21 protein-coding genes are annotated in these 22,381 nt (G+C 50.7%); 10 read left to right on the top strand and 11 right to left on the bottom strand.

Annotated features, from left to right (window positions below; all coding sequences use genetic code 11):
- Window positions 1-71 precede the first annotated feature (71 nt).
- The 7 genes from BLQ59_RS02440 to BLQ59_RS02410 form a co-directional block, all read right to left on the bottom strand.
- Window positions 72-548: a pyridoxamine 5'-phosphate oxidase family protein gene (locus tag BLQ59_RS02440; protein WP_074571336.1), complete on the bottom strand. Its 477-nt coding sequence runs from the start codon at window positions 546-548 to the stop codon at window positions 72-74.
- Between the two features lie 178 nt (window positions 549-726).
- Window positions 727-1,110 (bottom strand): VOC family protein, encoded by a 384-nt coding sequence (locus BLQ59_RS02435; protein WP_074571335.1) that lies wholly within the window; start codon window positions 1,108-1,110, stop codon window positions 727-729.
- Between the two features lie 73 nt (window positions 1,111-1,183).
- The gene (locus BLQ59_RS02430; protein WP_218122854.1) at window positions 1,184-2,074 is read right to left on the bottom strand and encodes a DMT family transporter; all 891 of its coding nucleotides are present in this window, start codon (window positions 2,072-2,074) and stop codon (window positions 1,184-1,186) included.
- A gap of 51 nt (window positions 2,075-2,125) precedes the next feature.
- The gene (locus BLQ59_RS02425; protein ID WP_074571334.1) at window positions 2,126-3,088 is read right to left on the bottom strand and encodes a ribonuclease H family protein; all 963 of its coding nucleotides are present in this window, start codon (window positions 3,086-3,088) and stop codon (window positions 2,126-2,128) included.
- 169 nt (window positions 3,089-3,257) lie between these two features.
- Window positions 3,258-4,646, bottom strand: a complete 1,389-nt coding sequence (locus BLQ59_RS02420; protein ID WP_074571333.1) for an aspartate ammonia-lyase — start codon at window positions 4,644-4,646, stop codon at window positions 3,258-3,260.
- A gap of 23 nt (window positions 4,647-4,669) precedes the next feature.
- Complete coding sequence (locus BLQ59_RS02415) at window positions 4,670-5,785, bottom strand: 4-hydroxybutyrate dehydrogenase (protein WP_074571332.1); 1,116 nt, start codon at window positions 5,783-5,785, stop codon at window positions 4,670-4,672.
- A gap of 12 nt (window positions 5,786-5,797) precedes the next feature.
- Window positions 5,798-7,186 carry an aspartate aminotransferase family protein gene (locus BLQ59_RS02410; protein ID WP_074571331.1) on the bottom strand — a complete coding sequence of 463 codons (1,389 nt, stop codon included), beginning with the start codon at window positions 7,184-7,186 and terminating at the stop codon, window positions 5,798-5,800.
- 205 nt (window positions 7,187-7,391) lie between these two features.
- On the opposite strand from BLQ59_RS02410, the gene BLQ59_RS02405 reads away from it, so the two are divergent.
- The 8 genes from BLQ59_RS02405 (at window position 7,392) to BLQ59_RS02370 (ending at window position 16,320) form a co-directional block, all read left to right on the top strand.
- Window positions 7,392-8,564, top strand: coding sequence for a PucR family transcriptional regulator (locus BLQ59_RS02405; protein WP_074571330.1), 1,173 nt, complete (start codon window positions 7,392-7,394; stop codon window positions 8,562-8,564).
- A 199-nt stretch (window positions 8,565-8,763) separates the two neighbouring features.
- Complete coding sequence (locus BLQ59_RS02400) at window positions 8,764-9,501, top strand: amino acid ABC transporter ATP-binding protein (RefSeq protein WP_074571329.1); 738 nt, start codon at window positions 8,764-8,766, stop codon at window positions 9,499-9,501.
- Entirely contained in the window at window positions 9,498-10,211 is a 714-nt protein-coding gene (locus BLQ59_RS02395) for an amino acid ABC transporter permease (protein ID WP_074571328.1), read from the top strand. Before BLQ59_RS02400 ends, BLQ59_RS02395 begins: the two co-directional genes overlap by 4 nt.
- A 39-nt stretch (window positions 10,212-10,250) precedes the next feature.
- Window positions 10,251-11,141: a substrate-binding periplasmic protein gene (locus tag BLQ59_RS02390; RefSeq protein ID WP_074571327.1), complete on the top strand. Its 891-nt coding sequence runs from the start codon at window positions 10,251-10,253 to the stop codon at window positions 11,139-11,141.
- A 177-nt stretch (window positions 11,142-11,318) separates the two neighbouring features.
- Window positions 11,319-11,714: an RrF2 family transcriptional regulator gene (locus BLQ59_RS02385; protein ID WP_074571326.1), complete on the top strand. Its 396-nt coding sequence runs from the start codon at window positions 11,319-11,321 to the stop codon at window positions 11,712-11,714.
- A gap of 276 nt (window positions 11,715-11,990) precedes the next feature.
- On the top strand, window positions 11,991-12,992 hold the full coding sequence (locus BLQ59_RS02380; RefSeq protein WP_074571325.1) for an AAA family ATPase: 1,002 nt from the start codon (window positions 11,991-11,993) through the stop codon (window positions 12,990-12,992).
- The gene (locus BLQ59_RS02375; RefSeq protein ID WP_074571324.1) at window positions 12,979-14,136 is read left to right on the top strand and encodes a ParB/RepB/Spo0J family partition protein; all 1,158 of its coding nucleotides are present in this window, start codon (window positions 12,979-12,981) and stop codon (window positions 14,134-14,136) included. The genes BLQ59_RS02380 and BLQ59_RS02375 overlap by 14 nt, the downstream gene beginning before the upstream one ends.
- Window positions 14,137-14,949: 813 nt before the next feature.
- Window positions 14,950-16,320, top strand: coding sequence for a replication initiation protein (locus tag BLQ59_RS02370; protein ID WP_074571323.1), 1,371 nt, complete (start codon window positions 14,950-14,952; stop codon window positions 16,318-16,320).
- 118 nt (window positions 16,321-16,438) lie between these two features.
- Here the strand turns inward: BLQ59_RS02370 and BLQ59_RS02365 are convergent, their stop codons facing one another.
- The gene (locus BLQ59_RS02365) at window positions 16,439-17,374 is read right to left on the bottom strand and encodes a hypothetical protein (protein WP_143005254.1); all 936 of its coding nucleotides are present in this window, start codon (window positions 17,372-17,374) and stop codon (window positions 16,439-16,441) included.
- 227 nt (window positions 17,375-17,601) lie between these two features.
- Here BLQ59_RS02365 and budA point away from each other — a divergent pair, with 227 nt between their 5' ends.
- A complete protein-coding gene (gene budA, locus BLQ59_RS02360; protein WP_256324581.1) occupies window positions 17,602-18,405 on the top strand; it encodes an acetolactate decarboxylase in 804 nt (267 codons plus the stop codon).
- 73 nt (window positions 18,406-18,478) lie between these two features.
- On the opposite strand, the gene pdxR is transcribed toward budA, so the two are convergent.
- Genes pdxR through pdxS form a run of 3 tightly spaced genes read right to left on the bottom strand, consistent with a single transcriptional unit; the run spans window position 18,479 to window position 21,391 of the window.
- Window positions 18,479-19,885, bottom strand: coding sequence for a MocR-like pyridoxine biosynthesis transcription factor PdxR (pdxR, locus tag BLQ59_RS02355; RefSeq protein WP_256324580.1), 1,407 nt, complete (start codon window positions 19,883-19,885; stop codon window positions 18,479-18,481).
- A gap of 23 nt (window positions 19,886-19,908) precedes the next feature.
- The gene (gene pdxT, locus BLQ59_RS02350) at window positions 19,909-20,490 is read right to left on the bottom strand and encodes a pyridoxal 5'-phosphate synthase glutaminase subunit PdxT (protein WP_074571320.1); all 582 of its coding nucleotides are present in this window, start codon (window positions 20,488-20,490) and stop codon (window positions 19,909-19,911) included.
- 13 nt (window positions 20,491-20,503) lie between these two features.
- Window positions 20,504-21,391: a pyridoxal 5'-phosphate synthase lyase subunit PdxS gene (gene pdxS, locus BLQ59_RS02345; RefSeq protein ID WP_074571319.1), complete on the bottom strand. Its 888-nt coding sequence runs from the start codon at window positions 21,389-21,391 to the stop codon at window positions 20,504-20,506.
- 208 nt (window positions 21,392-21,599) lie between these two features.
- Between pdxS and BLQ59_RS02340 the strand changes: the two genes are divergently transcribed.
- Window positions 21,600-22,358: a class I SAM-dependent methyltransferase gene (locus BLQ59_RS02340; protein ID WP_081342417.1), complete on the top strand. Its 759-nt coding sequence runs from the start codon at window positions 21,600-21,602 to the stop codon at window positions 22,356-22,358.
- The last annotated feature ends 23 nt before the right edge of the window (window positions 22,359-22,381 follow it).

The raw sequence follows: 22,381 nt of genomic DNA, 5'->3' as shown, positions 1-22,381 counted from the left end.
ATAATAAATGAAGAGGACTACTGCAGTGATCAATGCAGTAATCCTCTTCATTTTTTTATGACCACACATGCTTATGATTCATTGACCAATTTGCCAGTCATATGTTCCGGTACTAAAGCCAGGCACTGCACTCGGGGCAGGGCATGCTTCAGCTCTTTTTCCAGATAGGCTTCATCATCGGTAAATTTCCTCACCAAAGCGGTGCCGATTTCTCTGGCCTTATCTTCGTCCGCCACCAGCTTGATCCTGCCAAAGACCACCACGCTTTTGATATTCAGTGCCCATTCCCCCGGATTCCTGTAACCTTCATCGTGGACACAGAAACTCACCTTGTCATAGGCCTTGATGGCATCAAGCTTATGCCCCGCTTTCGCACTATGAAAGTAAATCACGCCATCTGTCTCTGAGTACCAATGGTTCATAGGAATGCCATAGGGATAGCCATCATCACCGAGCACAGATAAGACGCCCCGCTTCTGTTCCCGCAGGACTTTCCTGCATTCGTCCTCACCAAGCTGCTGCTTGAATCTGCGCATTTTCCTGAACATATATATTCCTCCCTATGAAAACAGCGCCACTTTCTTATCTTCCAAGACCTAACGATAAGAAAATGGCGCTTCTCCTGCTACCCGGTGGCAGCAGGTACCAATTGAAATTGTCTGCTTTAAGGATACGGTAAAGGACCTGTAATGTCAATACCGCTTTCATCCAGGCAAGCCATTCTGCTTATTTTACTTCCACAGCTAAAACTTTTTCAATGGCTCCCGGCTTTTCCTGGAAAAGCTCCAGAACCAGCCCGTCCGGGAGCTGCACCCATTTTTCCGGCTTGCCTTCCAAAGGATGTACGCCCTCATATGTGAGCATTTCCTGCAAGACTGCCTTAAAATCCTGCACCACAATGCCCAGATGATGCCCCCGGCCTGCTGCAGGATCTTCCGGGGCCGCTACCAGCTGCAGGCCGCCTTTCAGCCATACCTGCTGCAGGACGCCATCCTTTTCCTTGCGCCGGGTTTCCGTCATGCCCAGCACCGTTTGGAAAAAATTCCGACTCCATTCGATATCGGCCACGGTCACCGCCGCGTGTTCAAGGTAAGATGCTTTCTTTTCCATAATGCTCTCCTTCTGCCCTCAATACCATCTTTCTGCATATTTCGCTTTTTAGGGGCAAAATCCTGCCTAAACCTCATTCACTGCCACGTCTGGCCAGCAGGAATACCGTGCCGATGATCAACGCCGTGCCCAATAAGTCCATAATGCCGAAGCTGGCATTCAAGAACAGCAGGGAAAAGACGATTGCCGATAACGGCTCCAGCGAACCGAGGATACTGGCTTCCGCCGGCTGGATGTATTTAATACTGCCAAGATAACAGCCAAAGGCCACCACGGTACCGAATAGGATGATATAGGCATAAGTAAGGCCGGCCAGAGGATGCCAGATCCCCACAAAGTTCCAGGGCGGACACAGCAGCGAAAGGGCAAGCCCGCCCAGCAGCATGCCCCAGCCCACCACCAAGGTCGGCCGCCATTTGCGGATCAGGCGCTTGGGCTGCATGGTGTAGAAAGCCGCCGCCAAGGCCGAAGCCAATCCCCAGAACAGGGCCAAGGGCGAAATCGATAGTTTATCCAGACTGCCATGAGTGACCAGAATGAAGGTTCCCCCTACAGCCATGCCCACGCAGATGAGTTCCAGATACCGGGGCAGCTTCCGATTTTTCAAAGCCGTATAGCCGACGATAAACACCGGCATCAGGTATTGCAGCACCGTAGCCGTAGCCGCATTGCCCGCCTTGATGCAGGCAAAATACGTATACTGTACTGCGAGCATCCCCCAAATAGCAAACAACAGCACTTCGAGAGCATCTTTCTTATCCTGCCAGATATGGAAGATGCTCTCGCGATACATACAGGCATCGCTCACCAGCAGGATGACACCCGCCAGCAGCATCCGGGACACCACGAGCCACTCCGTGGAAAAGCCGCAATCCTGCAGCAGGTATTGCCCGGCCACGCCGCTGCCGCCCCACATGGTCGCGCCCATACATACCATGAGCAGACCTTTTTTCCGTTCATTCAATAAATACGCCTCCTCATGATTATGCTGCGTCAACAGCCTAAACGACTCTGTTCAATGCTCTGCACACTGGCCAGCAATCCTATCGCAACTGCCATTATAACGATTGCCATTATGCCCCCGTACCCAGTTGACCATTATCGTCCGCTGCTGGGTAAATTCATAAAACTGCTGCCACAGGTCAATATTCGCCACGGATTTTTTCTTCCAATGCAGGTCATGCAGATGTTTCAGCTTTTTCGGACCGGCCATCATCACCAGGGACAGGGCATCCGTACGGATTTCCACGGGTGCAGCACATTTGCTGTCGATCATCTGCAATGCCCTGATGATGGCGCATAATTCTGCCCGACAGGAAGATCTTATCTCTTTATCCTGCCCGCCTACATAAAATTCCGCATTAGTCACCGTGTCGATTATCACCGCCGCATATCCCGTGCCCTTGCGCTTGCGGTAAGAAGCATCGGTATAAATGACCAGCGGGTTATCCGTCTTGATCCGGCAATAAAGCCACGGCTTCTGCCGCTCTGACAGATCCAGCAGCCTTTGGCGAAGCTGCCGCCGCTTGTAGAGGGAGGTCGAGAGCATCACCCAGAGCCAATGCAGGATATTGCCGGCCAAAGACTTTGCATCCTGGAATCGTTCCGTCAGTCTATATCTGACCTCGGCAGCCTCCAGGCAGCAGGCTTCTCCCCGGCCTTCATTCAGCCAGTGCCTTGCTCCCGCCAAGGTATAGAAGCCTTTCCCTTCACAACCGGCATAGCCCCGCAGTTGGGCCAGGAATTCATTCGTATCGCGATAAATCCCCGGCTTATGCCCTTTCCTGACCGCGTAATAAAGCTTCTCCCGAGGAAAATCTGCGGGACTATCCAGCCATACACAGGCATCCATATAAGAATCAAACCCCTTGTGCTGGCTGTGCCGCTGCCACTTCAGCAACTGCTGGAACTCCGCATTCGTACGGCAGATCTTCTTCTGCCCATCATCCAGAATAACTGCATAAAAACTTCTTGCCATGCTATCACCATACTTACGACACAAACTCTCCTAATATAGTATTCTGCAAAAGCAGGCAAAAACCTGCCGGCACACAAAATCCCCGCCCTGTAAAGCAGCTGCAGGACGGGGTGTTTTTAAACGGAGGATAGTGAACTACTGGCCTAAGATTGTCCAAACGACTTACCAATCACCCAGCAATTCCCGGCCTAGTCATATTTTCCGGCGACAGGATGCTTTGCAGGCGGTCAGCGGTGAGCAGGCCCTCCTCCATGATGATTTCCCGGATGGGACGGCCTGTATTATAGGCTTTTCGGGCCATACGGGCTGAATTCTCATAACCGATATGGGGAAGCAACGCGGTAACGATGCCCACACTGTTGTTCACCCACTCCTGACACTGCTGGCGGTTTGCCTGCAGATCCTGCAACAGCTTCTCGCAGAAGGCATCCACACCATTTCTCAGGTAATTCAAGGAGTTAAACAAATTGAACGCCATGACCGGCTCCATCACATTCAGTTCAAACTGCCCATTCTCCACGGCTAAAGACAAGGCCAGATCATTGCCGATAACCTGATAGCAGACCTGATCCAGCACCTCAGCCATGACCGGATTCACTTTGCCGGGCATTATGGAAGAACCCGGCTGGCGGGCCGGCAGTTTCAGCTCATTGAAGCCGCAACGGGGGCCGGAAGCCATCAGGCGGATATCATTGGCCATCTTGATCAGCACCAGCGCGGTATTCTTCAATGCTGCCGACATGTCCGCAAACGCATCGGTATTATTGGTGGCATCCACCAGATTGTCCGCCGTGTAGAAGTTCTCATGGGTTATAGCCGCTAAATGCACCACCACCCGTTTGATGTATTCCGGTTCTGCATTCAGTCCCGTCCCCACAGCTGTTGCGCCCATGTTCACGGCATGGAGCCCTTCCATGGCCTGCCGGATGCGCTTCCGGCAGCGGGATACGGCACTGGCATAGCCGGCCATTTCCTGGCCTAAGGTGATGGGAACGGCATCCTGCAGATGCGTGCGCCCCATCTTCAGGACATCATGGAATTCGGATGCTTTCTGACGCAGAAGCATTTCCATCTGTTCCAGGCTGTCCAGCATACGCTTCCCCTTCACACAGAGGCAAACCTTGATGGCCGTCGGGAATGCATCGTTGGTGGACTGGGCCATATTGACATGATTATTGGGTGAAACGATCTCATAACTGCCGCGGGCTTCCCCTAAAAAATCCAATGCACGGTTAGCTAATACCTCGTTCATATTCATATTGATGGACGTTCCCGCGCCCCCCTGTACCGGGTCTACAGGAAATTCCGCATCCCAGAGCCCGCTGATCACCTCATTGGCCGCCGCAATGATTCCCTGACCAATCTTCTGCTCCAGACGCCCCGTTTCCATATTGGCAATCGCCGCCGCTTTCTTGACCTTGGCCAGCGCGGCAATGAAGTCCCGGTCCAGACGCTGGCCGGTAATCTGGAAATTTTCCCTGGCCCGCATGGTCTGCACACCGTACAATGCCTTATCCGGCACCTCTAACTCACCCAAAAAATCATGTTCTGTTCGCATATTGGCTCCCTCACTTTATCGACTCAACAGAGTTCCTTATATATCCTGTCCACATCAGCACGGGTTAAGGTCACATAATTATTGGCCATCAGCCGCTTTTGTTTGGTCATGACCACTGCGGCAAAATCCGCTAATTCCGCCTCGGTCACCCCGTAACCGGAAAGCTTTTTCCAGTTCAGGATGACCGACAACAATTCCTCCAGCCGGGACCAGACAGTTGTTTCCGGACAATCCAACAGCATGGCCAGATGCTGGCATAACTCCCGCAGACTGCCGTCATACCGCTTTTCCTGATACAACCTGTACACCGGCAGGAGCATGACCGCATTTGCCTCGCCATGAGGCACATGCTTGGCGGCGCCCAGCGGATAGCTTAGGGCATGCACGGCCGCGCAGCCGGCATTGCCAAAGGCTATCCCTGCATAAGCACTGGCCAGCAAGAACTTTTCCAGATGCTTTTCCCGTGCCGCCTTCCCCTGGGCGGCCATATCCTGAAAGCCACGAATGATCCAATCCATGGCCTGCAGCGAAAACATCTGCGTGAAGGCCGTGGCCCGGGGCGATGTGAATGACTCCATGGCATGGATCAACGCATCGATGGCGCTGGCCCCAAAGGCCTTGTCCGGCAAGCCCTGCAATAATTCAGGGATCAGCACCGCATGATCCGCATACAGGGCGTCATGGTCCAGCCCCATTTTCGTGGACAAGCTGGTCAGCGACAGGATGGAAATATTCGTCATCTCACTACCGGTGCCGCAGGTTGTCGGCACCAAAACCAATTCACATTTCTTGCGGGGCTGTATTTCCTGCTGAAAAAGCCTGTCTATCGGCAAAAGCTGCTGCAGCGCGAATAGTTTAGCCACATCGAGGATGGTCCCGCCGCCGATGGCGATCACCCGCTTGTATTCCTGTCCGGCCAAAGCCGCGGCAATTCCTTCCACCATCTTATCCGTGGGTTCCCCAGTGCCAAAATCGCGGTAATCCACGCGGATGGCGCCCTGTCCCAGCCCCTGCAGATAATGCTCCTGCGTCCTGCGGCTGGCGAACAGCAAATCCCCTTCCCCTACTTGAAATTCCTGACAAAACTCCCCGCAGGAAGCGGCCAGATGAATATGGGGCGATATCTTGAATGACTGCATGCAAAGCACCTCTTAACCGGTTATTTTTTCCTGGCTGCTCTCTTCATAGCCAATGCACTTCTGCAAGGCCCGTTCAAAGATGTTCAGGCCCGCTTCGAGCTGTTCATCGCTCATTACCAGCGGCGCCAGGAAACGGATGACATTGCCATGGATGCCGGCGCCTTCCACCAGCAAGCCCTGCCGTGCTGCTTCGTTGATAATATCTGCCGTCAGTTCCGGCGCCGGTTCCTTGCTCCAGGAATCCTTGACGAATTCAATGCCCACCATGCCGCCAAGGCCGCGCACATCGCCTACAACATCGTATTTTTCCTGCCACTGCTGATAGCGGGCCATGACCTTGCGCCCCATAGCCAAAGATTTTTCCGCCAGATGGTCGCGTTCCATGATTTCAATGGTCTTCAAAGCGGCTGCACAGGCCAGCGCGTTGCCGCCAAAGGTGCCGCCAATCACGCCGCCGGGCACAGCCTGCATGATTTCCTCCCGGGCAATGATGGCGCTGAGTGGAACGCCTGCCGCAATGGATTTGGCCGTGGCGATGATATCCGGCATCACGCCTGCTTCCTTCCAGTAATCTGAGGCAAACATGCGCCCGGTACGGCAGAATCCGGACTGTACTTCATCGGCAATCAACAGGATGCCATGCTTGTCACAGATCCGGCGAAGGGCCTTCACCCATTCAATTGGTGCGGGAATAAACCCGCCTTCGCCTTGCAGGGGTTCCACCACCATGGCAGCCACCTGGTCAGCAGGCGAAGCATTTTCAAAGACCTCCTGCAATTTTTCCACATAGTAGCCAATGGCGGATTCCTTGGGCATGCCCAGCGGACGGCGGTAGAGATAGGGGAACTCGGCCCGATATACCCCGTCCGGGAACGGCCCCATGCCCCGTGCATAGGCTTTCTTGGCCGTCATGGACATGGTCAGCAGCGTGCGGCCATGGAAGGCGCCAGTAAATACGATGATATTGGGGCGGCCAGTAAAGGCCTTGGCAATCTTCACGGCGTTTTCATCGGCCTCCGCGCCGCTGTTGGCAAAATAAGTACGCTTCTTCTCTCCTTTGACCGGTGCAATCGCATTCAGTTTCTCCGCCAGCTTCACATAGCCCTCATGCGTGACCACATTGAACATTCCATGGAAGTATTTATCGGCCTGCTCTTTTACAGCCGCAATGACCTCCGGATGCGCGTGACCGATATTCAGCACGCCGACACCGCCAATCCAATCCAGGAAACGATTGCCATCCAGATCTTCGATGATGGCTCCGGCAGCCCGCTTCATGGCTACAGGATAAATGCAGTGTATCGCAGAAGGCACCGCCTCTTCACGGCGCTTGATGAGTTCTGCCGACTTCGGGCCGGGCAGCGTATCCGTAATGATTGCCGGTAATGCATCTCTTAACATATGGATTCCCCCTGTCAAAAATAAATAAACGGCACAGCCCGGGCGTTGCTGTCAGCGCCGTTGCTGTGCCGTTTCGTTTTTGTTCGATGGGTATAGTCTACTACCTGTCCATTGACCATGCAAGGTACGCTGAGCCCTATATTCCCACATTCATTTGTGCTTTCTGCACAAGTGTAGTATACTTCCTCACAAGGGAGGGATTTGCATGTCGATTTCATTAGAGGAAATCTATAACCACACCAAAGAAAGATACCAATTAAAGCTGCTGACCGGCACCAACGGCCTGACCAGGGAATTCACCTGGGTACAGCTCTGCGAAGACATCGGCAACTGTGATTTTTTCCGGGGGCACGAGCTGGTGATTTCCACTGGCCTGGCCTCCATGCAGGAGAACTGGCTGCAGGACTTCATCACCGAACTGATCCGCCACCGGGTATGCGGGCTGATCCTCAATACAGGTAAATACATCCGGCCTGCAGACATCCCGCCGGAAATCATCGACTTCTGTAAGGAAAAGCATTTTCCCTTATTTACCATGCCCTGGAAGATCCATATCGCCGACATCATGCAGGATTATTGCAGCCGCCTGCTTCACGCCCAGGAGCAGGAAAGCCGCTTGGAAAATCTGCTGGCTGGACTGCTATCAGGCGGCAGCCAGGGCGAAAAATGCCAGCAGGAATTAACGGCACGGGGACTTTTGAACCTTCCCTTTCAACTGGTCGTCTTCCCTTTGACTGCAGCCCAGCTGAGCCACGATCAGGAACAGCTGATCCGTCTGACCTGCAAGCGGCGGCTGAACCATTTCACCAGATTCTACAGTATCCTCTGCCATGCCCGGCAGATTTTATTGGTCTTCGGACAACCTCCCGCGGATATCCATAACTGTATTATAGAACTTAGCCAGGATCTGCCGGCTGACTGCCTGTCCGGCCATATCGGCCTCAGCCAGCTTTATGACAATCTGGCAGACCTGCCCACCGCCCTAAAAGAGGCGCGGGCCGCTGCTGCCACAGCCAGGCTGCAGCAGACGGCGCTCCTGTCCTTTTCCGAACTGGGCCCCTATCGTCTGTTATTTATGAGTGAACAGCATAGTCTTTTACAGCAAATGCATCGCGAAAAGCTGCAACCGCTGATTGATTACGATGCGGCGCATCAGTCACAGCTGCTGCCCACCCTCCGCGCCTATCTGTTCCACAACAGCAGCCTGCAGGAAACGGCCCGCCTGACCTTTACTCATCGCAACACCATCGGCTACCGCCTGCGGAAGATAAAAGAACTGCTTGGCTGTGACCTGGACGACAGCGAGGACCGCTTTTCCTATATGCTGGCCTTCTATATCGCCGATTACCTGCAGTTGACGGCTGAGGACTGTCCATGACGTGGCTGCCATTGTGCCAGCAGCACAATGACCATGGATTTTCTTGTGCCACACGTTCTTGACACTTTTGTCCTTTTCCGATAGAATGACATTAACAACATATTCATGAATTTGCAAAAATTCATCACAGATAGCAATGGCGCTCACACCTTATATTGGTGCGGGCGCCTTTCTTGTTTTCAGAAAGAGGTGTTTTGCTATGTACAACGTCTTAGAGCTCAAGAAAAGTTACGGTTCCACGGCCATTCTAAGGGATATAAGCCTGCGCATAGACGATGGGGAAGCCGTTACCATCATCGGGCCTTCCGGTTCGGGCAAGAGCACGTTCCTGCGCTGCCTGAACCTTTTGGAAGAACCCACCGGAGGCAAGATCTACTTTGACAATACCTTGCTGGACAAGGACCTGGACAGCAAATGGCTGCATCAGCAGGTGGGCATGGTCTTTCAGAAATTCAACCTCTTTCCCATGTTCACGGTGCTGAAAAATGTCATGTACGCGCCCATGCATGTCAAGCACATACCCCGCAAAGAAGCCGAGGAACTGGCCCGTGACCTGCTCGACCGCGTAGGCCTGAGCCATCGCCTGGACAGTTATCCCAGCCAGCTATCCGGCGGCCAGCAACAGCGGGCAGCCATTGCCCGGGCCATGGCCATGCAGCCCAAGATGCTGCTCTTCGACGAACCGACCTCAGCTCTGGACCCGGAACTTGTCGGCGAAGTCATGAAGGTCATGATGGATTTGCGCAAGGACGGCATGACCATGGCCATTGTCACCCACGAAATGAATTTTGCCCGCAATATTTCCGACCGCGTCGTCTTTATGGATAAAGGCTATATCGTGGAGGAAGGTCAGCCGCAGCAGATTTTTGAACAGCCACAGCAGGAACGCACCCAGAATTTCCTGCGCAGCTTGTCACTTGGAGGTGCTTTTGCATGAACGCCAATATCACCCAATTACACTTCGACACCGCAGGACAGATCCTGCTCCCGAGCCTGCTGCATGGCGCAGGCTTGGTCATTGAAACCACCCTGCTGGGCTTTTTGCTGGCCCTCGTGGTGGGTACCTTTATCGCCGTAGGCCGACTGTTTGCCTGGAGGCCGTTCCGCGTCATGCTCTACAGCCTGCTGGAACTTGTCCGGGGCACACCGCTTCTGGTTCAGCTGGTTTATATCTACTATGTGGTTCCCCTGCTGATCAACCTGCTCGCCGGCATGTGCGGCTATCATACCGATGTGCAGATTTCCCCGCTCACCGCCGGCATCGCCGGCCTGGCCCTCAACTATGGCTGCTATATGTCCGAAGTGATCCGCGGCAGCATCCTGTCCGTGGACAAAGGCCAGACAGAAGCCGCGCTGTGCCTTGGCTTTGGCGAGATGGAAGCCCTGTTCCGCCTGATCATGCCACAGGCCATGCGCAACATCATCCCCGCCTTAGGCAATTATCTGGTGATGATGATAAAAGACACCTCCCTGCTGGCCTATGTAGCCGTCAATGAACTGCTTCTGCGCACCCAGACCTTTGCCTCCCAGACTTTTTTGACCATTGAGGCCTATACCTATCTGGCACTTGCTTATCTCATTCTCAGCCTGCCCTTATCCCGCTGCGTAAAATTCCTGGAGTACAAGCTCTCGGAAAGCCGCGGTTGACATAAAGCCATAAATCCAACCAAAAGAAAGGTGATTCCCATGATGAAACTAAAGAGATTCGTCCCCGCCCTTTGCACCGCTCTGACCTGCCTCCTGCTCCTGACGGGCTGTGGCGGCGATGAAAGCAGCGCCGACAGCACAAAGACTGCCGCCGCCAACACCGGCAATACCCTGCAGGCCGTCAAGGAAAAAGGCGTGCTGGTGGTCGCATCCTCCAACGACGCCCCCTTTGCCTATTTAGATGCCAAGAACAACAACGCTTTTTCCGGTATTGATGCGGATATCATTACCGAAATTGCCAAACGGCTGGGCATTGCCAAAGTGGAAATGAAACATGTCCCCTTTGAAAACCTGCTGATCGAACTCAACAATGGCACCGTCGATATGGTGACCGACGCAATGTACATCAAGCCGGAACGCCTGAGCAAAGCCTATTTCACCAATCAGTGGTACCGCGAAGGTGAAGCCGTCGTCATCAAGAAGGATTCTGCCATCAAGACCAAAGAAGACCTGAAAGACAAGACCATCGGCGGCCAGAAGGGCATGACCTTCCTCGAAACGGCCCAGAAATGGCAGCAGGAAGGCAAGGTCAAGGAAGTGAAAGTCTTCAACAGCCAGGCCGAACTCATGATGGCCGTCAACACCGGCAAGATTGATGCCTGCATCACCGACGGCATCGTGGCCGGCTATACCCTGAAACAGAACGCAGACCTTGCCCTGCGCATCCTGGAACCCTATGAACCGGAAAGCAGCGGCGTCATCGGTGCAGCCATCCGCTTTGCCGATAAAGATTTGCTGGCTGCCGTAAACGATGAACTGGAAAAAATGCGTGCCGATGGAACCCTCAAGGCCATCTACGACAAATACAACCTGCCCGAAAACTACCGCGTGCTGGATGCTGCCGCCGCAGCCACACCAATCCAGAAGTAAGCTCTGTCCGATCCTTAAAGGAACTGCAAGCCAGAAATCCATTGGCTTGCAGTTCTTTTACGTTTATCCAGCCGCCGCAGGCAGGCATATTCTACGCTTCTACTGCTTGCCAAGCCTATTCACCTTGCGGTATAATAGGCAGATAAAGTAAGATTACGCAGGAATGGAGCTGATTATATGATTTCCACCCGTGGACGCTATGCTCTGCGCGTTATGCTGGACTTAGCAGAAAATGAAAATGGGAAATATATCCCCTTGAAAGATATTGCTGCTCGTCAGGAACTTTCAAAAAAATATTTGGAGATTATCGTCAAAGACCTGGTGAAAGGCGGCCTCTTGACCGGAGCCAGCGGCAAAGGCGGCGGCTATAAACTTTGCCGTCGTCCGGAAGAGTATACTTTAGGCGAGATCATCGAACTCATGGAAGGCACACTGGCCTCCGTAGCCTGCTTGGTTGACAAAGAGCACGAATGTCCCCGCAAAGACATCTGCAAGACTCTGCCACTTTGGACGAAATACCATAATCTGGTACATGACTTTTTCTACGGTCAAAAATTAAGCGACTTGCTATAAGGCGCGATGATAAAACGATATCCTTCCCATGTATGAGTGACTATCCTTCCCATAGGAATAGTCACTTTTTCTTATATCCCAAAAATTCGCTGAGCGAATACTTTAGTACACTAAAGCATTCGCCTTTATTTACAGAATATTCTTTAGTTTTCTTGAAACAAAAAGATAAAACTTAATTAAGTTTGCTTGCTTATATTCGTTAAATATGCTATGATTTTTACATAACTTAGTTAAATTTCTAGATTTTAATTATATTTATCGGGAGTGAAAGCATATATGGCTGAATTAACCAATCGAAAATCATTCACCACTACCCTCTCCAAAGACAATGTGGAAAAACTCAAAACCCTTTCTGAAAAGAAGGGCGTCCCCAAGACGAAGATTCTGGACGATGCCGTAAACACGCTCTATGAAAAGGAGGAAAGCATGGAACAAGCAGCCAAGAAACACCAGGGAATCGTGATCTCCGTGAGCAATAACAAGGGCGGCGTGGGCAAAACCACGACGGTTGCCGCATTGGCGGATCTGCTCTCCAAGAAGGGCAAGAACGTCCTCATGATTGACGCCGATCCCCAGGGCAACCTTTCCAACACCTTCAACTACATGGGCGCAGGTCAGAATCAGATCCTGGATAACTATCTGGGCAACCTCCTCAAAGACCGGATGCGGGCTGTACAGGATGATGCGCCGGATAAATGCGTGAAGCTGGACTACTACATCCTGAACTCCACTGAATTTCCCCGCATCGACCTGATCTGCTCGGATATCCGCCTCGACGGCACCTATGCCGAACTCAATGCCGGCGGCGTTCGCTATGCCTACATCATCGCCGATATCATCGAAGAAGCAAAGGCCATGGACAAATACGACTACATCCTCGTGGACAGCAGACCAGCCATGAATAATGAAGTAGCCATGTTCCTGCTGGGTACCGATTATGTCATCATCCCGGTCGAACCGGCTAAACATGCCATTCTCGGTGCCAATGCCATGGCCCGTTTCGTCCTGACTACGGCAAAGCAGCGCCCCAGCCTGAAAATCCTGGGTGCCTTCATGACCAAAGTCGTAGACCGCACAAAATCCTTCCACGACTTCCTGCCGATGGTACAGAACGGCTGGGATAAGATGCTCTTTGAAACCCGCATCCCCTATAACCAGGATGTCATCAACTCCGAAAACCTCAGTGCCCCTGTGACCTATCGGAAACCTGCCTGCAAGGCATCAAAAGCATATGTAAAACTTTGTGACGAGGTGGTGGCTAGAATTGAGCAGCAATAAGAATAACAACGACATGATGGGCATTTCCTTCGTGGACCTGTCCGGCCAGACTGAAGATACTTCCAGTATGCCTGTGGGCGTAAGCAATCGCTTCGAAAATGAAGAATTCCGCGAAATGACGCGCAAACGCCTGATGGGACAGAACAATGCCCCTGCTGAACCCAGGGAAACTGCCCCCAACGCTGAAACCGCAGCAGCCATACAGGAAACCACGCAAAAGACAGACAAGGTGCTGACCGAGATTGCAGGAAACACTGGCTCCTATGCCGTCCTGCCCTTATCCGTCCTCACCCCCACCCCTGCGGAATGGAATCAGTTCTCCTCCATCTCCAATGAAAAAAAGGTGCTCATGGCCGACAGCATCTACCGCAATGGCCTGCAGCAGCCCATCGTGGTCAGGGCAATGGATGAGGCCGGCTCAACCTATCAGATTCTCGCCGGCAACACCCGCAAAAGCATCTATGAAGTCCTCTACGACCTGACAAATGAGGAAAAATACCAATCCATCGAATGCAAGGTCTATGGCTATCAGGAACTCAGTGACGACCAGGCCAGAGAAATCGCCTCGGATACCAACTACGTCCAGCGTGCGAACCTCACCGGCCGCGACAAGAGTTTCGCCGTCCGTACCAAGCTGAATATCCTCAAAAAACGTGGGGAAAAACAGATCCTGGAAAAAGCTGCCGCGCAAATGGGCATGAAACGCACTGCAGCCTTCAGCTGGAATAAGATGGCCAATCTGATACCAGCTTTCTTCGATATGTTCGACGAGGGCCAGCTTTCCCAGAAAACAGCCACACGCATTGCTGCCTGGCCACATGAGGTACAGGAAGAACTCTATATGCAGTCTGAGCAGCTTACCGAGGAAATCATTATGGCCATCCCTGCCAAAACACCTTCTGATATGGTTATTGCTAAATTTCAGGAACTTACTGCCGCCAGCCAGGAAGAACATGCGGAAGCCCTCAGAATCGGCTGTATCGACTCGCTGGAAGAAGATGCAGATGGTTATACCCTTCACCTCTCTGGCAAGGCTCCTGAGGCCTCTCAGCTCATTGTCATGTACCTTCCCAATAAGAAGGCCAAAGCTTTCCGCAATAAATATCAGGATTTCATCATCGAAACACCGTCAAAAGATACCTAATTAACCCCCAAAGACCTGATTTTCCATCTTAAATCAGGTCTTTTCTCATAAAAAGCCGTTATGGTGGGTACTTTTGTCGGAAAAACCTTGTTTTACAAATTGGAAAATTGGACTTAGAGTAGTTATCAACAGGTTGTTGATAACTTTCCTCCTTTATTTTCAAGGCTCACTTGAATTATCAACAATGTAATGTGGATAATTCCGACAATTTCCCCCACCATAACAGTAAAACCGACAAATCATACCACCATAAAAAGATCCTGCTCAAATTTCCCACTTCCTTCACCGACAAAAAATACCACCACAACGCCTTTTCCGACATTTCCTCCCACCATAAAAAAACCGCACAATGCCTGTCATATCTGGCTTTGAAACCCTTCACTTTCGTTTACCAAAGTTATCCACCGACAAATTCCCCCACTACAACCGACAAATTCCCCCACCACAAAGTGCAGATTACCGACATTTTCCCCCACCATAAACGGCCAAATAAGCCTTCCCACTTAGAGCCATAAGGGATTCATCATTGTTCCGACAAAATATACCACCACAACACATTTTCCGACATTTCCCCCCACCATAAACACATGACCAGAACGCTGCTGAAATCCCGGAACCCTTGCCAATACTAGGCTGACAGCCTTTCCGACAAATCATACCACCGCAACTCTCCCTATATATATTATTATATATTTATTTTATTTAAATAATATATAAGCAGATTATTTATTGTGGAAAAAGAATATTGCTTAATTCTACCGCAAATAGTATAATAATAAAGGAACTTGGCATACTCAGAAAGGATATGTGCTTATGTCTGCCAAAATGAGCTTTTCCGTATCACAACCAACTGAATATCTATACCAGAACCTGGAGTTTGATACACCAACTAAATTTGCCAATGAGCTGATGTTTGCCAAACATTCGCTAAAAGAAAACGAGATGAAGATCTGGCTGCTCACCGTAGCTTCTCTAGCCAAAGAGCAGAATCTCAATCATGATGTTCTCTACGAATATAACATCTCCGTCTTAGCTGACAAACTCAACATCAACAAGGATAAAGGCTGGCGGAACATCATTCGGGAAGCCATCGATCATGTATCCGACAAAAGTTTGAAAATTGTCAAACGCTACTCTAGTGAAGAAGATAAACATAATTGGCTGAAAATACCATTGTACAATTCTGTTGAGTACAATGATTTTAACGACACGGTTTCTGTATCCATAAACCAGAAGATGCTCCCCTATCTGCAAGACTTCACAGAAAAATTCACCGAAGTCGATATCGATGAGATGCTGGCTATACGTGGCATAACTCAGTTGAAAGTATTCATGGTTGTCAAGGAACTGATTGCTGAAGGAACCTATACGATCAGCATTGAACGCTTCAAGGAACGTTTGAATATGCCAATTTCATCGTATGCGAACTTTCGTGATTTTCAGCGTGATGTATTAAAGAAAGCAGAGCAACAGATTCGCAAGAACACTTCTCTTAAGAATTTTCACTTCACTCACGATGGAAAGGGCCGCAGGCCTGCACAAAATATCACCATCCATCTTACAGATGTGGATGCCAAGGTTCTGCCGGCTCCAGTAAAGATACTCACCACGGAAGATAAAATTGCCAACCTGGATGCTGAACATCTGAGCCTCTTTGATGAATATTCCTCCTTTGGAATCAAGCCGGAATCTACCTGCTTGGAACTCATCACCAGCTATAGCCTGGATATATTGAAAAGCAATCTTGTTTATTACAAGGATCAGTTGAAAAAGCGCAAGCCGAATCAGGAACCACTTAGTGCAGGTTATCTGATTACCTGCGTCAAAAAAGACTTTGCAAAATCTCAACGCAAAAAATGGCTTCGCCAAGCTAATACGAACGGCAGTGTGGAAACTGAATTGCAAAAAACCGATTTGCAGTTAGAAGATGTTTATAAGACATGCAAGAACAACGCAGGTGTACTGATTAAAAAAGGAAAGATACAAAAACTCCTAGAAATCTTCGACGTAGCAGCCATATCCATGCAGAACATGGCTGCCAATATGGGAATTCCTTATGATATTGATGAAGCCAGGATCAAGATTCAAAAGCGTGACCTTCGCAACAAGGAGACGATGCTCTTCCGGGAACATCTGGCCCAACGCCTTATGTCAGGTTATATAACAATGGATAGCATGATATGATAAATGCTTTGCTCCACAAAGCAGAAAAGAAATTCGCTGAGCGAATACTTTAACCAACTAAAGTATTCGCTCAGCGAATTTCTTTTGTATCCGTTATATATCCATATGTTAGATAAATTTAGATGCCATCAGAGAGTGCTTTTTCACCAGAAAGATTTGCATACCAATCCAATGTAACGGTTAATGCCTCGGCATGTTCTTCGATGGGAATGCTCTTATAGAGATGCTCCTCTTGTCCCCTTTGTCTTTCCAAAACATAGGTGCTTCCCTCACTTTGGAAAAAAATCAGGGAAGTTTTATTGTTTGGCAAGATTAAGGTCGTATATTCGCCTTGGGGCTTCTTCTTTTCTTGGACTATTTCATAGGAATTGCCGTAAAGCAGCATATTAACGAAAGGTGTGGTTTGTTCCAGATTTCCAGTTTTGGCCTGCTTTCCTTTTACAGTTAAAGTATAACTATTTTCGGGCTTATAGATGATCTGGGCCAGACGGATGCCCACAGAACTGTTGTCTGCCGTTATGGATATTAGTTCATTATCAGCAATGAAATGTTGGGGAACATCGTTCCAGGCCCAGGCGCATAGCTGGCTCCAGATTTCCTGATCCCTTTGCATAGCTGCTGGCGTTTCACGCATATAGCGCACGTCCGTAGGATGATAGAAGATGTAATAATTTCCGGCATCATCCTGGGCAAAGAGCTTCCGGCCAGACATATCCTCGCAGAGCATTTCATGGAGTTCCTGGGCAGATACCTTGCCGATGCCAAATAGCCATCCTGCACCTTCATAATCCGTGTATTCCTTTTTAGCTGCTTCAATAGAAGCAAGTTCTGCCACAGAAAAGAGTTGTTGCCCGGTTCCGACCTTCGTCAGGAGGAGGGGCTTATAGTCACGAGGGATACGCAGGCGAAGGCCATCCTGACGATAGATCTGGTCTTCACAACTCGCTGCATAACTGGCTGGAGTTGTACTTTCATCAGCTGCTGCGCAACTTCCCCAGGGGATAAAAAAGGCACATGCCGCTATGGCTGTTGCAGTCAATCTTCTATATGTCATATTCATAGCCTCCTTTGCAGGAATCTAAATTTTGCCAGAAGTCGTTCCTGATTTTTCAGGTAAGGCTCCTGATAATGAAATTCTCTAAATGCTAGGAAAATCCTGTCTGTAAGATCCATATCAGCAGCATTTTTTGTCAGGAAGTTTGTCGTGAGGTTAGCAGGAATGTGAGAAGGTTTTGCAGAAGATAACACAAGTTGAAGGATTTGATAAAGGGGGATTCATTGATGAAAAAGAAGATGATGGCTGCTTTCTTAGCTGGCATGATAACTTGCGGTACAGGTTATGCTGCGCAAGCCGACAGAGAGACCGTGAATCAGGTCGCCCTTTTGCAGTCGTTGGCACAGGGATATCTCGGTGGAACCGTGACAGTAGGGGAACTGCGCACTTGGGGTGATACCGGTATTGGTACTTTTGAAGGCGTAAATGGTGAGATGATCGTGTTGGATGGGACGGTCTATCAGGCTTTGGGCAGCGGTAAAGTTGTTGTCGCTGCAGATAAGACCAAGGTACCTTTTGCTAATGTGACGTTCTTCGAGAACGATATTTCCGTCAATCTCCGTGATGTTGCCAACAAGGCTGCACTGGAGCAGCGCCTGAATCAAGCCGTCAAGGAAAATGGCGAAAATAGCTTCTATTTGGTGAAACTTCACACCACCTTCCCGCACATTCTTTTCCGCAGTGAATACGGCAGCAAGAAGCCCTATCCAACCTTGGTAGAGGCACTGAAGGATAAGCAGACGGAATTCACGCATAAGGATATGACTGGAACTTTGGTCGGTTTGTATTGCCCAAGCTATATGAGCGGTCTGAATTCTGCGGGCTGGCATTTCCATTTCATTTCCGATGATAAGAAGCACGGTGGGCATATTCTGGAGCTTTCCATCCGACAAGGAGAAGCGCAGTTGGATAAAACGGATAACTTTTCCATGCACCTGCCTGCGGACAAGACATTCCATAAAATAGATCTGGCCAAGGATATGAAAGAAGATATCCGCAAAGCAGAACAGGACAGCAAGGGAAATATGTAGAATTACAGGATAATGCCCCACGGCGATGGGAGCAGGTATCCTGTCAGGAGGCGCAGCAGCATGTACGCAGGATTCAATTGAAGACAGTTTCCAACCGCTGCAGCGCCAGTTTAATCTCCGATTCCTCCAGATTCGCGTAATTCACGATGAACGTGTGTATGGCGCTCTGGGGGATTTTTTTTGTATAATATTCGCTCAGTGCTTTGATGCGCAGGCCAGCTGCCAGCATCTTAGCTTGCAAGACATCGTCATCATCATCTACGGCCAAGCGCAGCAGCAGATGCAGGCCGGAGCCGTGTTCAATCAGGGTGCTGTAATCCCGGACAGGTGACTCCTGCAGGAGTTCCATAAAGCGTTTCCGACGGTGCCGGTAAGTCGTGCGCATGCGGTTGATATGCTTCTCGAAATAACCTTCGCCAATGAATTTGGCCAACGTGTACTGCTCGAAATTGGCCACAGTGCAGCTGTAGCAGCTCATCTTTTCTGCGAAGACCTGTACCAGAGTGGGGGGCAGTACCATATAGCTGATGCGGATGGTGGGGGTGAGGCTTTTGGAAAAGGTATTCATATAGATGACACGCTGATGGATATCACTTTCCATCAGTGTCGGGATTGGCCGGCCAATCAGGCGGAACTCACTGTCGTAATCGTCTTCGATGATATAGCGGCCTTTTTGTTCGGCAGCCCAGTCTAATAATTCATATCGCCGGCTGACGGGCATCACGATGCCCGTAGGGAAATGATGGGAAGGGCTGATATGAACGACGTCTGCTCCTTCGGCCCGCAAATCTGCCGGCCGGATTCCCTGCATATCCAAACCGATGGCAGCACAATCTGCCCCATTGGCCCGATAGATCATGCCGATACGTTCATAGCCGGGATCTTCGATACAGTACTTTTTTCTCCGCCCCAAAAGCTGGATCAGCAGCATATAGAGATATTCCGTCCCCGCCCCAATGACAATCTGTTCAGGTTCAACATTAAGTCCTCGAAAACTTTGCAGATGCCCGGCAATAGCTTGGCGTAGTTCCAGAATGCCCTGTCCTGGTGAACGTTCCATAATTTTCTCTGCCTGCTGCGAAAGGATCTGCCGTAGCAGCCTTGACCAAACGGTAAAGGGAAAATCAGCAGATCGCAGGCTGCTGGCCGTCAGATCGATGACATGCATATCCTCTGCCTGAAATCTCGATTTTGGCATATTCGCATGGGCCGCCTTTTTTCCTGCAGACATATTTCGGGGCGGTATCGCCACGACAAAATAGCCGCGGCGGGGCCGTGACTCACAATACCCCTCCGCGGTCAGTTGATTATAGGCTCCCTCCACGGTGATCACACTGATGCCCAAATTGCGCGCCAGAGTCCGCTTGGATGGCAGTTTTTCTCCCGGTGCCAGTTTTCCGGTCAGGATATCCTGCCGGATACAACGGTAAAGATGTTCGTATAGGGGTTCACCCTCCAGCTGTTCAAATGAATAGGTCAACAATAAGATACAGCTCCTTTCGTTCAGGCTGATGCTGCCATCTGTAAAAATAAGCGATGCACGCGTAAATCCTGCGTAAGTTCCGGATGAAATGACATGGCCAGCTGTTTGTGATAGCGTACCGCCGTAATCTGTCCCTGATACGTGGCTAGTACCTCCACATCCGGCTGCAGGATTTTCTCAATGTAGGGGGCACGGATGAAACGCATCGGAAATTTGCCTATGCCTGCCAAGGATATATCTGCGGCAAAGCTGCCCAGCTGCCGGCCGTAGGCATTGCGCTTGACGCGTACGGGCAGAGTGCTAAGGCCAGTTTCTTCGTCATTGCTGAGTTCCTGAGCTAAGAGAATCAGTCCGGCACAAGTTCCCATTACGGGCATATCTTCTCTTATCCGTTGCTGCAACGGGGCCAAAAGCCCCGTACTATACATTAGTTTGCGCTGGGTGGTGCTTTCTCCGCCGGGCAGGATGAGCCCTGCAATATCTGCCGTGAAATCCGCCGTCTGACGGATCTCACGATAATCTGCGCCCAGTCTGGCAAGCATCTGCTCGTGTTCCTGAAAAGCACCCTGCAGGGCCAGCACACCGATTGTCTTTTTTGCCATGGAAAAGTCCTCCTTATTTTCCGCGCTCGGCCATGAGCAGCTGGATCTCGTCCTCGTTGATGCCCACCATGGCTTCGCCGAGATTTTCCGAGAGTCTGGCAATCCGCTCTGCATCCTGATAGTTGGTCACGGCTTCGACAATGGCCGCTGCGCGTTTAGCCGGATTGCCGGATTTAAAGATGCCGGAACCCACAAAGACACCGTCAGCACCTAATTGCATCATTAACGCGGCATCTGCGGGGGTGGCCACGCCGCCGGCAGCGAAATTGACCACGGGCAAGCGGCCGTACTTATGGACATATTTCACCAGTGTATAGGGCACCTGATATGTCTTGGCTGCTTCAAAGAGTTCATCCTCCCGCAGTACGGTCAGCTCTTTCATCTGTTTGTTGATGGCCCGCATATGACGTACGGCCTGAATCACATCGCCGGTCCCCGGTTCGCCTTTTGTCCGGATCATGGAAGCGCCTTCATTGATGCGCCGCAGGGCCTCGCCCAAATCCCGGGCACCGCAGACAAAGGGCACGGCAAAGTCGCGCTTGTTGATATGGTAGACATCATCTGCCGGGGAAAGGACTTCGCTTTCATCGATGTAGTCAATTTCGATGGCCTGCAGGAGCTGAGCTTCCACAAAATGACCGATACGGCATTTTGCCATGACCGGAATGCTCACCGCCTGCTGGATGCCCTTGATCATAGCCGGATCGCTCATGCGGGCCACGCCACCGGCAGCCCGGATATCCGCCGGAATCCGCTCCAAGGCCATAACCGCGCAGGCTCCGGCCGCTTCTGCCACTCTCGCCTGCTCCGGCGTAGTCACATCCATGATTACGCCGCCCTTTAGCATCTGGGCCAACTCCTTGTTCAGTTCATAACGATTATTCTCTTTTAATTCAGCCATGTGAACTGCCTCCTTTGATTTCGCATGTTTCGGTTGACAGTTCCTATCATAGACTTTATCTGATTATATTAAAATATCCAATACAAGTAAATATTATAAGGTCAGATGGTGAAAAAATCTCCCAGCTGACCTTAGACTTTTGTATTCCGTGTTATAATAATCGATATGGATAGCAGCAAGAAAAAGCTAGGAAAAGATGGTGATTGGTTTGAATATTGACAGTATGGCCCGCTATTGGTCTCAGGATGCGGAAAACTATGGTAACATCATTGCGGATGAACTGGCCAGTTTCCGGGTGGAGGCCTGGCAGAAACTTTTGCGGGAAAAGTTACCTGCCGGTACGAAAAAGGTGTTGGATTTAGGCTGTGGCCCGGCCTTTTTCTCGATAATCTTAGCCAGGATGGGCTATGAGGTAACAGCCGTGGACTGTTCGGCGGGGATGTTGGAACAGGCGCGGGCGATGATTGAAGGGGCAGGCGTTGAAGTCAACCTGCAGCAGATGGACATCAACCATATGGACTTTCCTGAGGAAGCATTCGAGGCCATCGTGAGCCGCAATGTTACCTGGACACTGTTGAGCCCCTGGCAGGTATATGGCGAGTGCCTGCGCCTGCTGCGTCCTCAGGGGCGTCTGCTGCTGTTCGATGCTAATTGGAATATGCCATTATATGATGAAGCTATGGCAGAGCGGGCAGAATTGCGGAGACAGGAATGTCTGCGAAAATATGGCGATGCGCTGGAATGCGCAGCGGATATTACCGAACCATTCGATCCCTTGGAACTTCCGCTTAGCGGGACCAAGCGTCCTTACTGGGATGTGGAATTGCTGCGCAGCCTGGGCTTTGGGGAAGTGCATGCGGAATTTGACCTGACAGAACGGCTATGGGACGAGAAGGAACGCCTGTTATATGGCGAAACACCGCTGTTTGGTGTTTTTGCCATGAAGTTTTCCCGTTCACCAAGATAGATCTGTGTGGCAGCTATAGGAAC

This window comes from Pseudoselenomonas ruminantium (genome assembly GCF_900104055.1).
GTDB classification, from domain to species: domain Bacteria; phylum Bacillota; class Negativicutes; order Selenomonadales; family Selenomonadaceae; genus Selenomonas_A; species Selenomonas_A ruminantium_C.
Note: the sequence above shows the minus strand (reverse complement) of the source record. Positions and strands in the feature narration are given on the sequence as shown.

What these genes read in the sequence shown, in the direction of transcription:
- BLQ59_RS02415 (WP_074571332.1), bottom strand. Translation starts at nt 5,785, where the DNA reads ATGCAGTCATTCAAGATATCGCCCCATATTCATCTGGCCGCTTCCTGC.
- budA (WP_256324581.1), top strand. Translation starts at nt 17,602, where the DNA reads ATGAAAAAGAAGATGATGGCTGCTTTCTTAGCTGGCATGATAACTTGC.
- pdxS (WP_074571319.1), bottom strand. Translation starts at nt 21,391, where the DNA reads ATGGCTGAATTAAAAGAGAATAATCGTTATGAACTGAACAAGGAGTTG.
- BLQ59_RS02380 (WP_074571325.1), top strand. Translation starts at nt 11,991, where the DNA reads ATGGCTGAATTAACCAATCGAAAATCATTCACCACTACCCTCTCCAAA.
- BLQ59_RS02410 (WP_074571331.1), bottom strand. Translation starts at nt 7,186, where the DNA reads ATGTTAAGAGATGCATTACCGGCAATCATTACGGATACGCTGCCCGGC.
- BLQ59_RS02365 (WP_143005254.1), bottom strand. Translation starts at nt 17,374, where the DNA reads ATGACATATAGAAGATTGACTGCAACAGCCATAGCGGCATGTGCCTTT.
- BLQ59_RS02435 (WP_074571335.1), bottom strand. Translation starts at nt 1,110, where the DNA reads ATGGAAAAGAAAGCATCTTACCTTGAACACGCGGCGGTGACCGTGGCC.
- pdxT (WP_074571320.1), bottom strand. Translation starts at nt 20,490, where the DNA reads ATGGCAAAAAAGACAATCGGTGTGCTGGCCCTGCAGGGTGCTTTTCAG.
- BLQ59_RS02440 (WP_074571336.1), bottom strand. Translation starts at nt 548, where the DNA reads ATGTTCAGGAAAATGCGCAGATTCAAGCAGCAGCTTGGTGAGGACGAA.
- BLQ59_RS02385 (WP_074571326.1), top strand. Translation starts at nt 11,319, where the DNA reads ATGATTTCCACCCGTGGACGCTATGCTCTGCGCGTTATGCTGGACTTA.
- BLQ59_RS02405 (WP_074571330.1), top strand. Translation starts at nt 7,392, where the DNA reads ATGTCGATTTCATTAGAGGAAATCTATAACCACACCAAAGAAAGATAC.
- BLQ59_RS02395 (WP_074571328.1), top strand. Translation starts at nt 9,498, where the DNA reads ATGAACGCCAATATCACCCAATTACACTTCGACACCGCAGGACAGATC.
- BLQ59_RS02400 (WP_074571329.1), top strand. Translation starts at nt 8,764, where the DNA reads ATGTACAACGTCTTAGAGCTCAAGAAAAGTTACGGTTCCACGGCCATT.
- BLQ59_RS02370 (WP_074571323.1), top strand. Translation starts at nt 14,950, where the DNA reads ATGTCTGCCAAAATGAGCTTTTCCGTATCACAACCAACTGAATATCTA.
- BLQ59_RS02420 (WP_074571333.1), bottom strand. Translation starts at nt 4,646, where the DNA reads ATGCGAACAGAACATGATTTTTTGGGTGAGTTAGAGGTGCCGGATAAG.
- BLQ59_RS02425 (WP_074571334.1), bottom strand. Translation starts at nt 3,088, where the DNA reads ATGGCAAGAAGTTTTTATGCAGTTATTCTGGATGATGGGCAGAAGAAG.
- BLQ59_RS02390 (WP_074571327.1), top strand. Translation starts at nt 10,251, where the DNA reads ATGATGAAACTAAAGAGATTCGTCCCCGCCCTTTGCACCGCTCTGACC.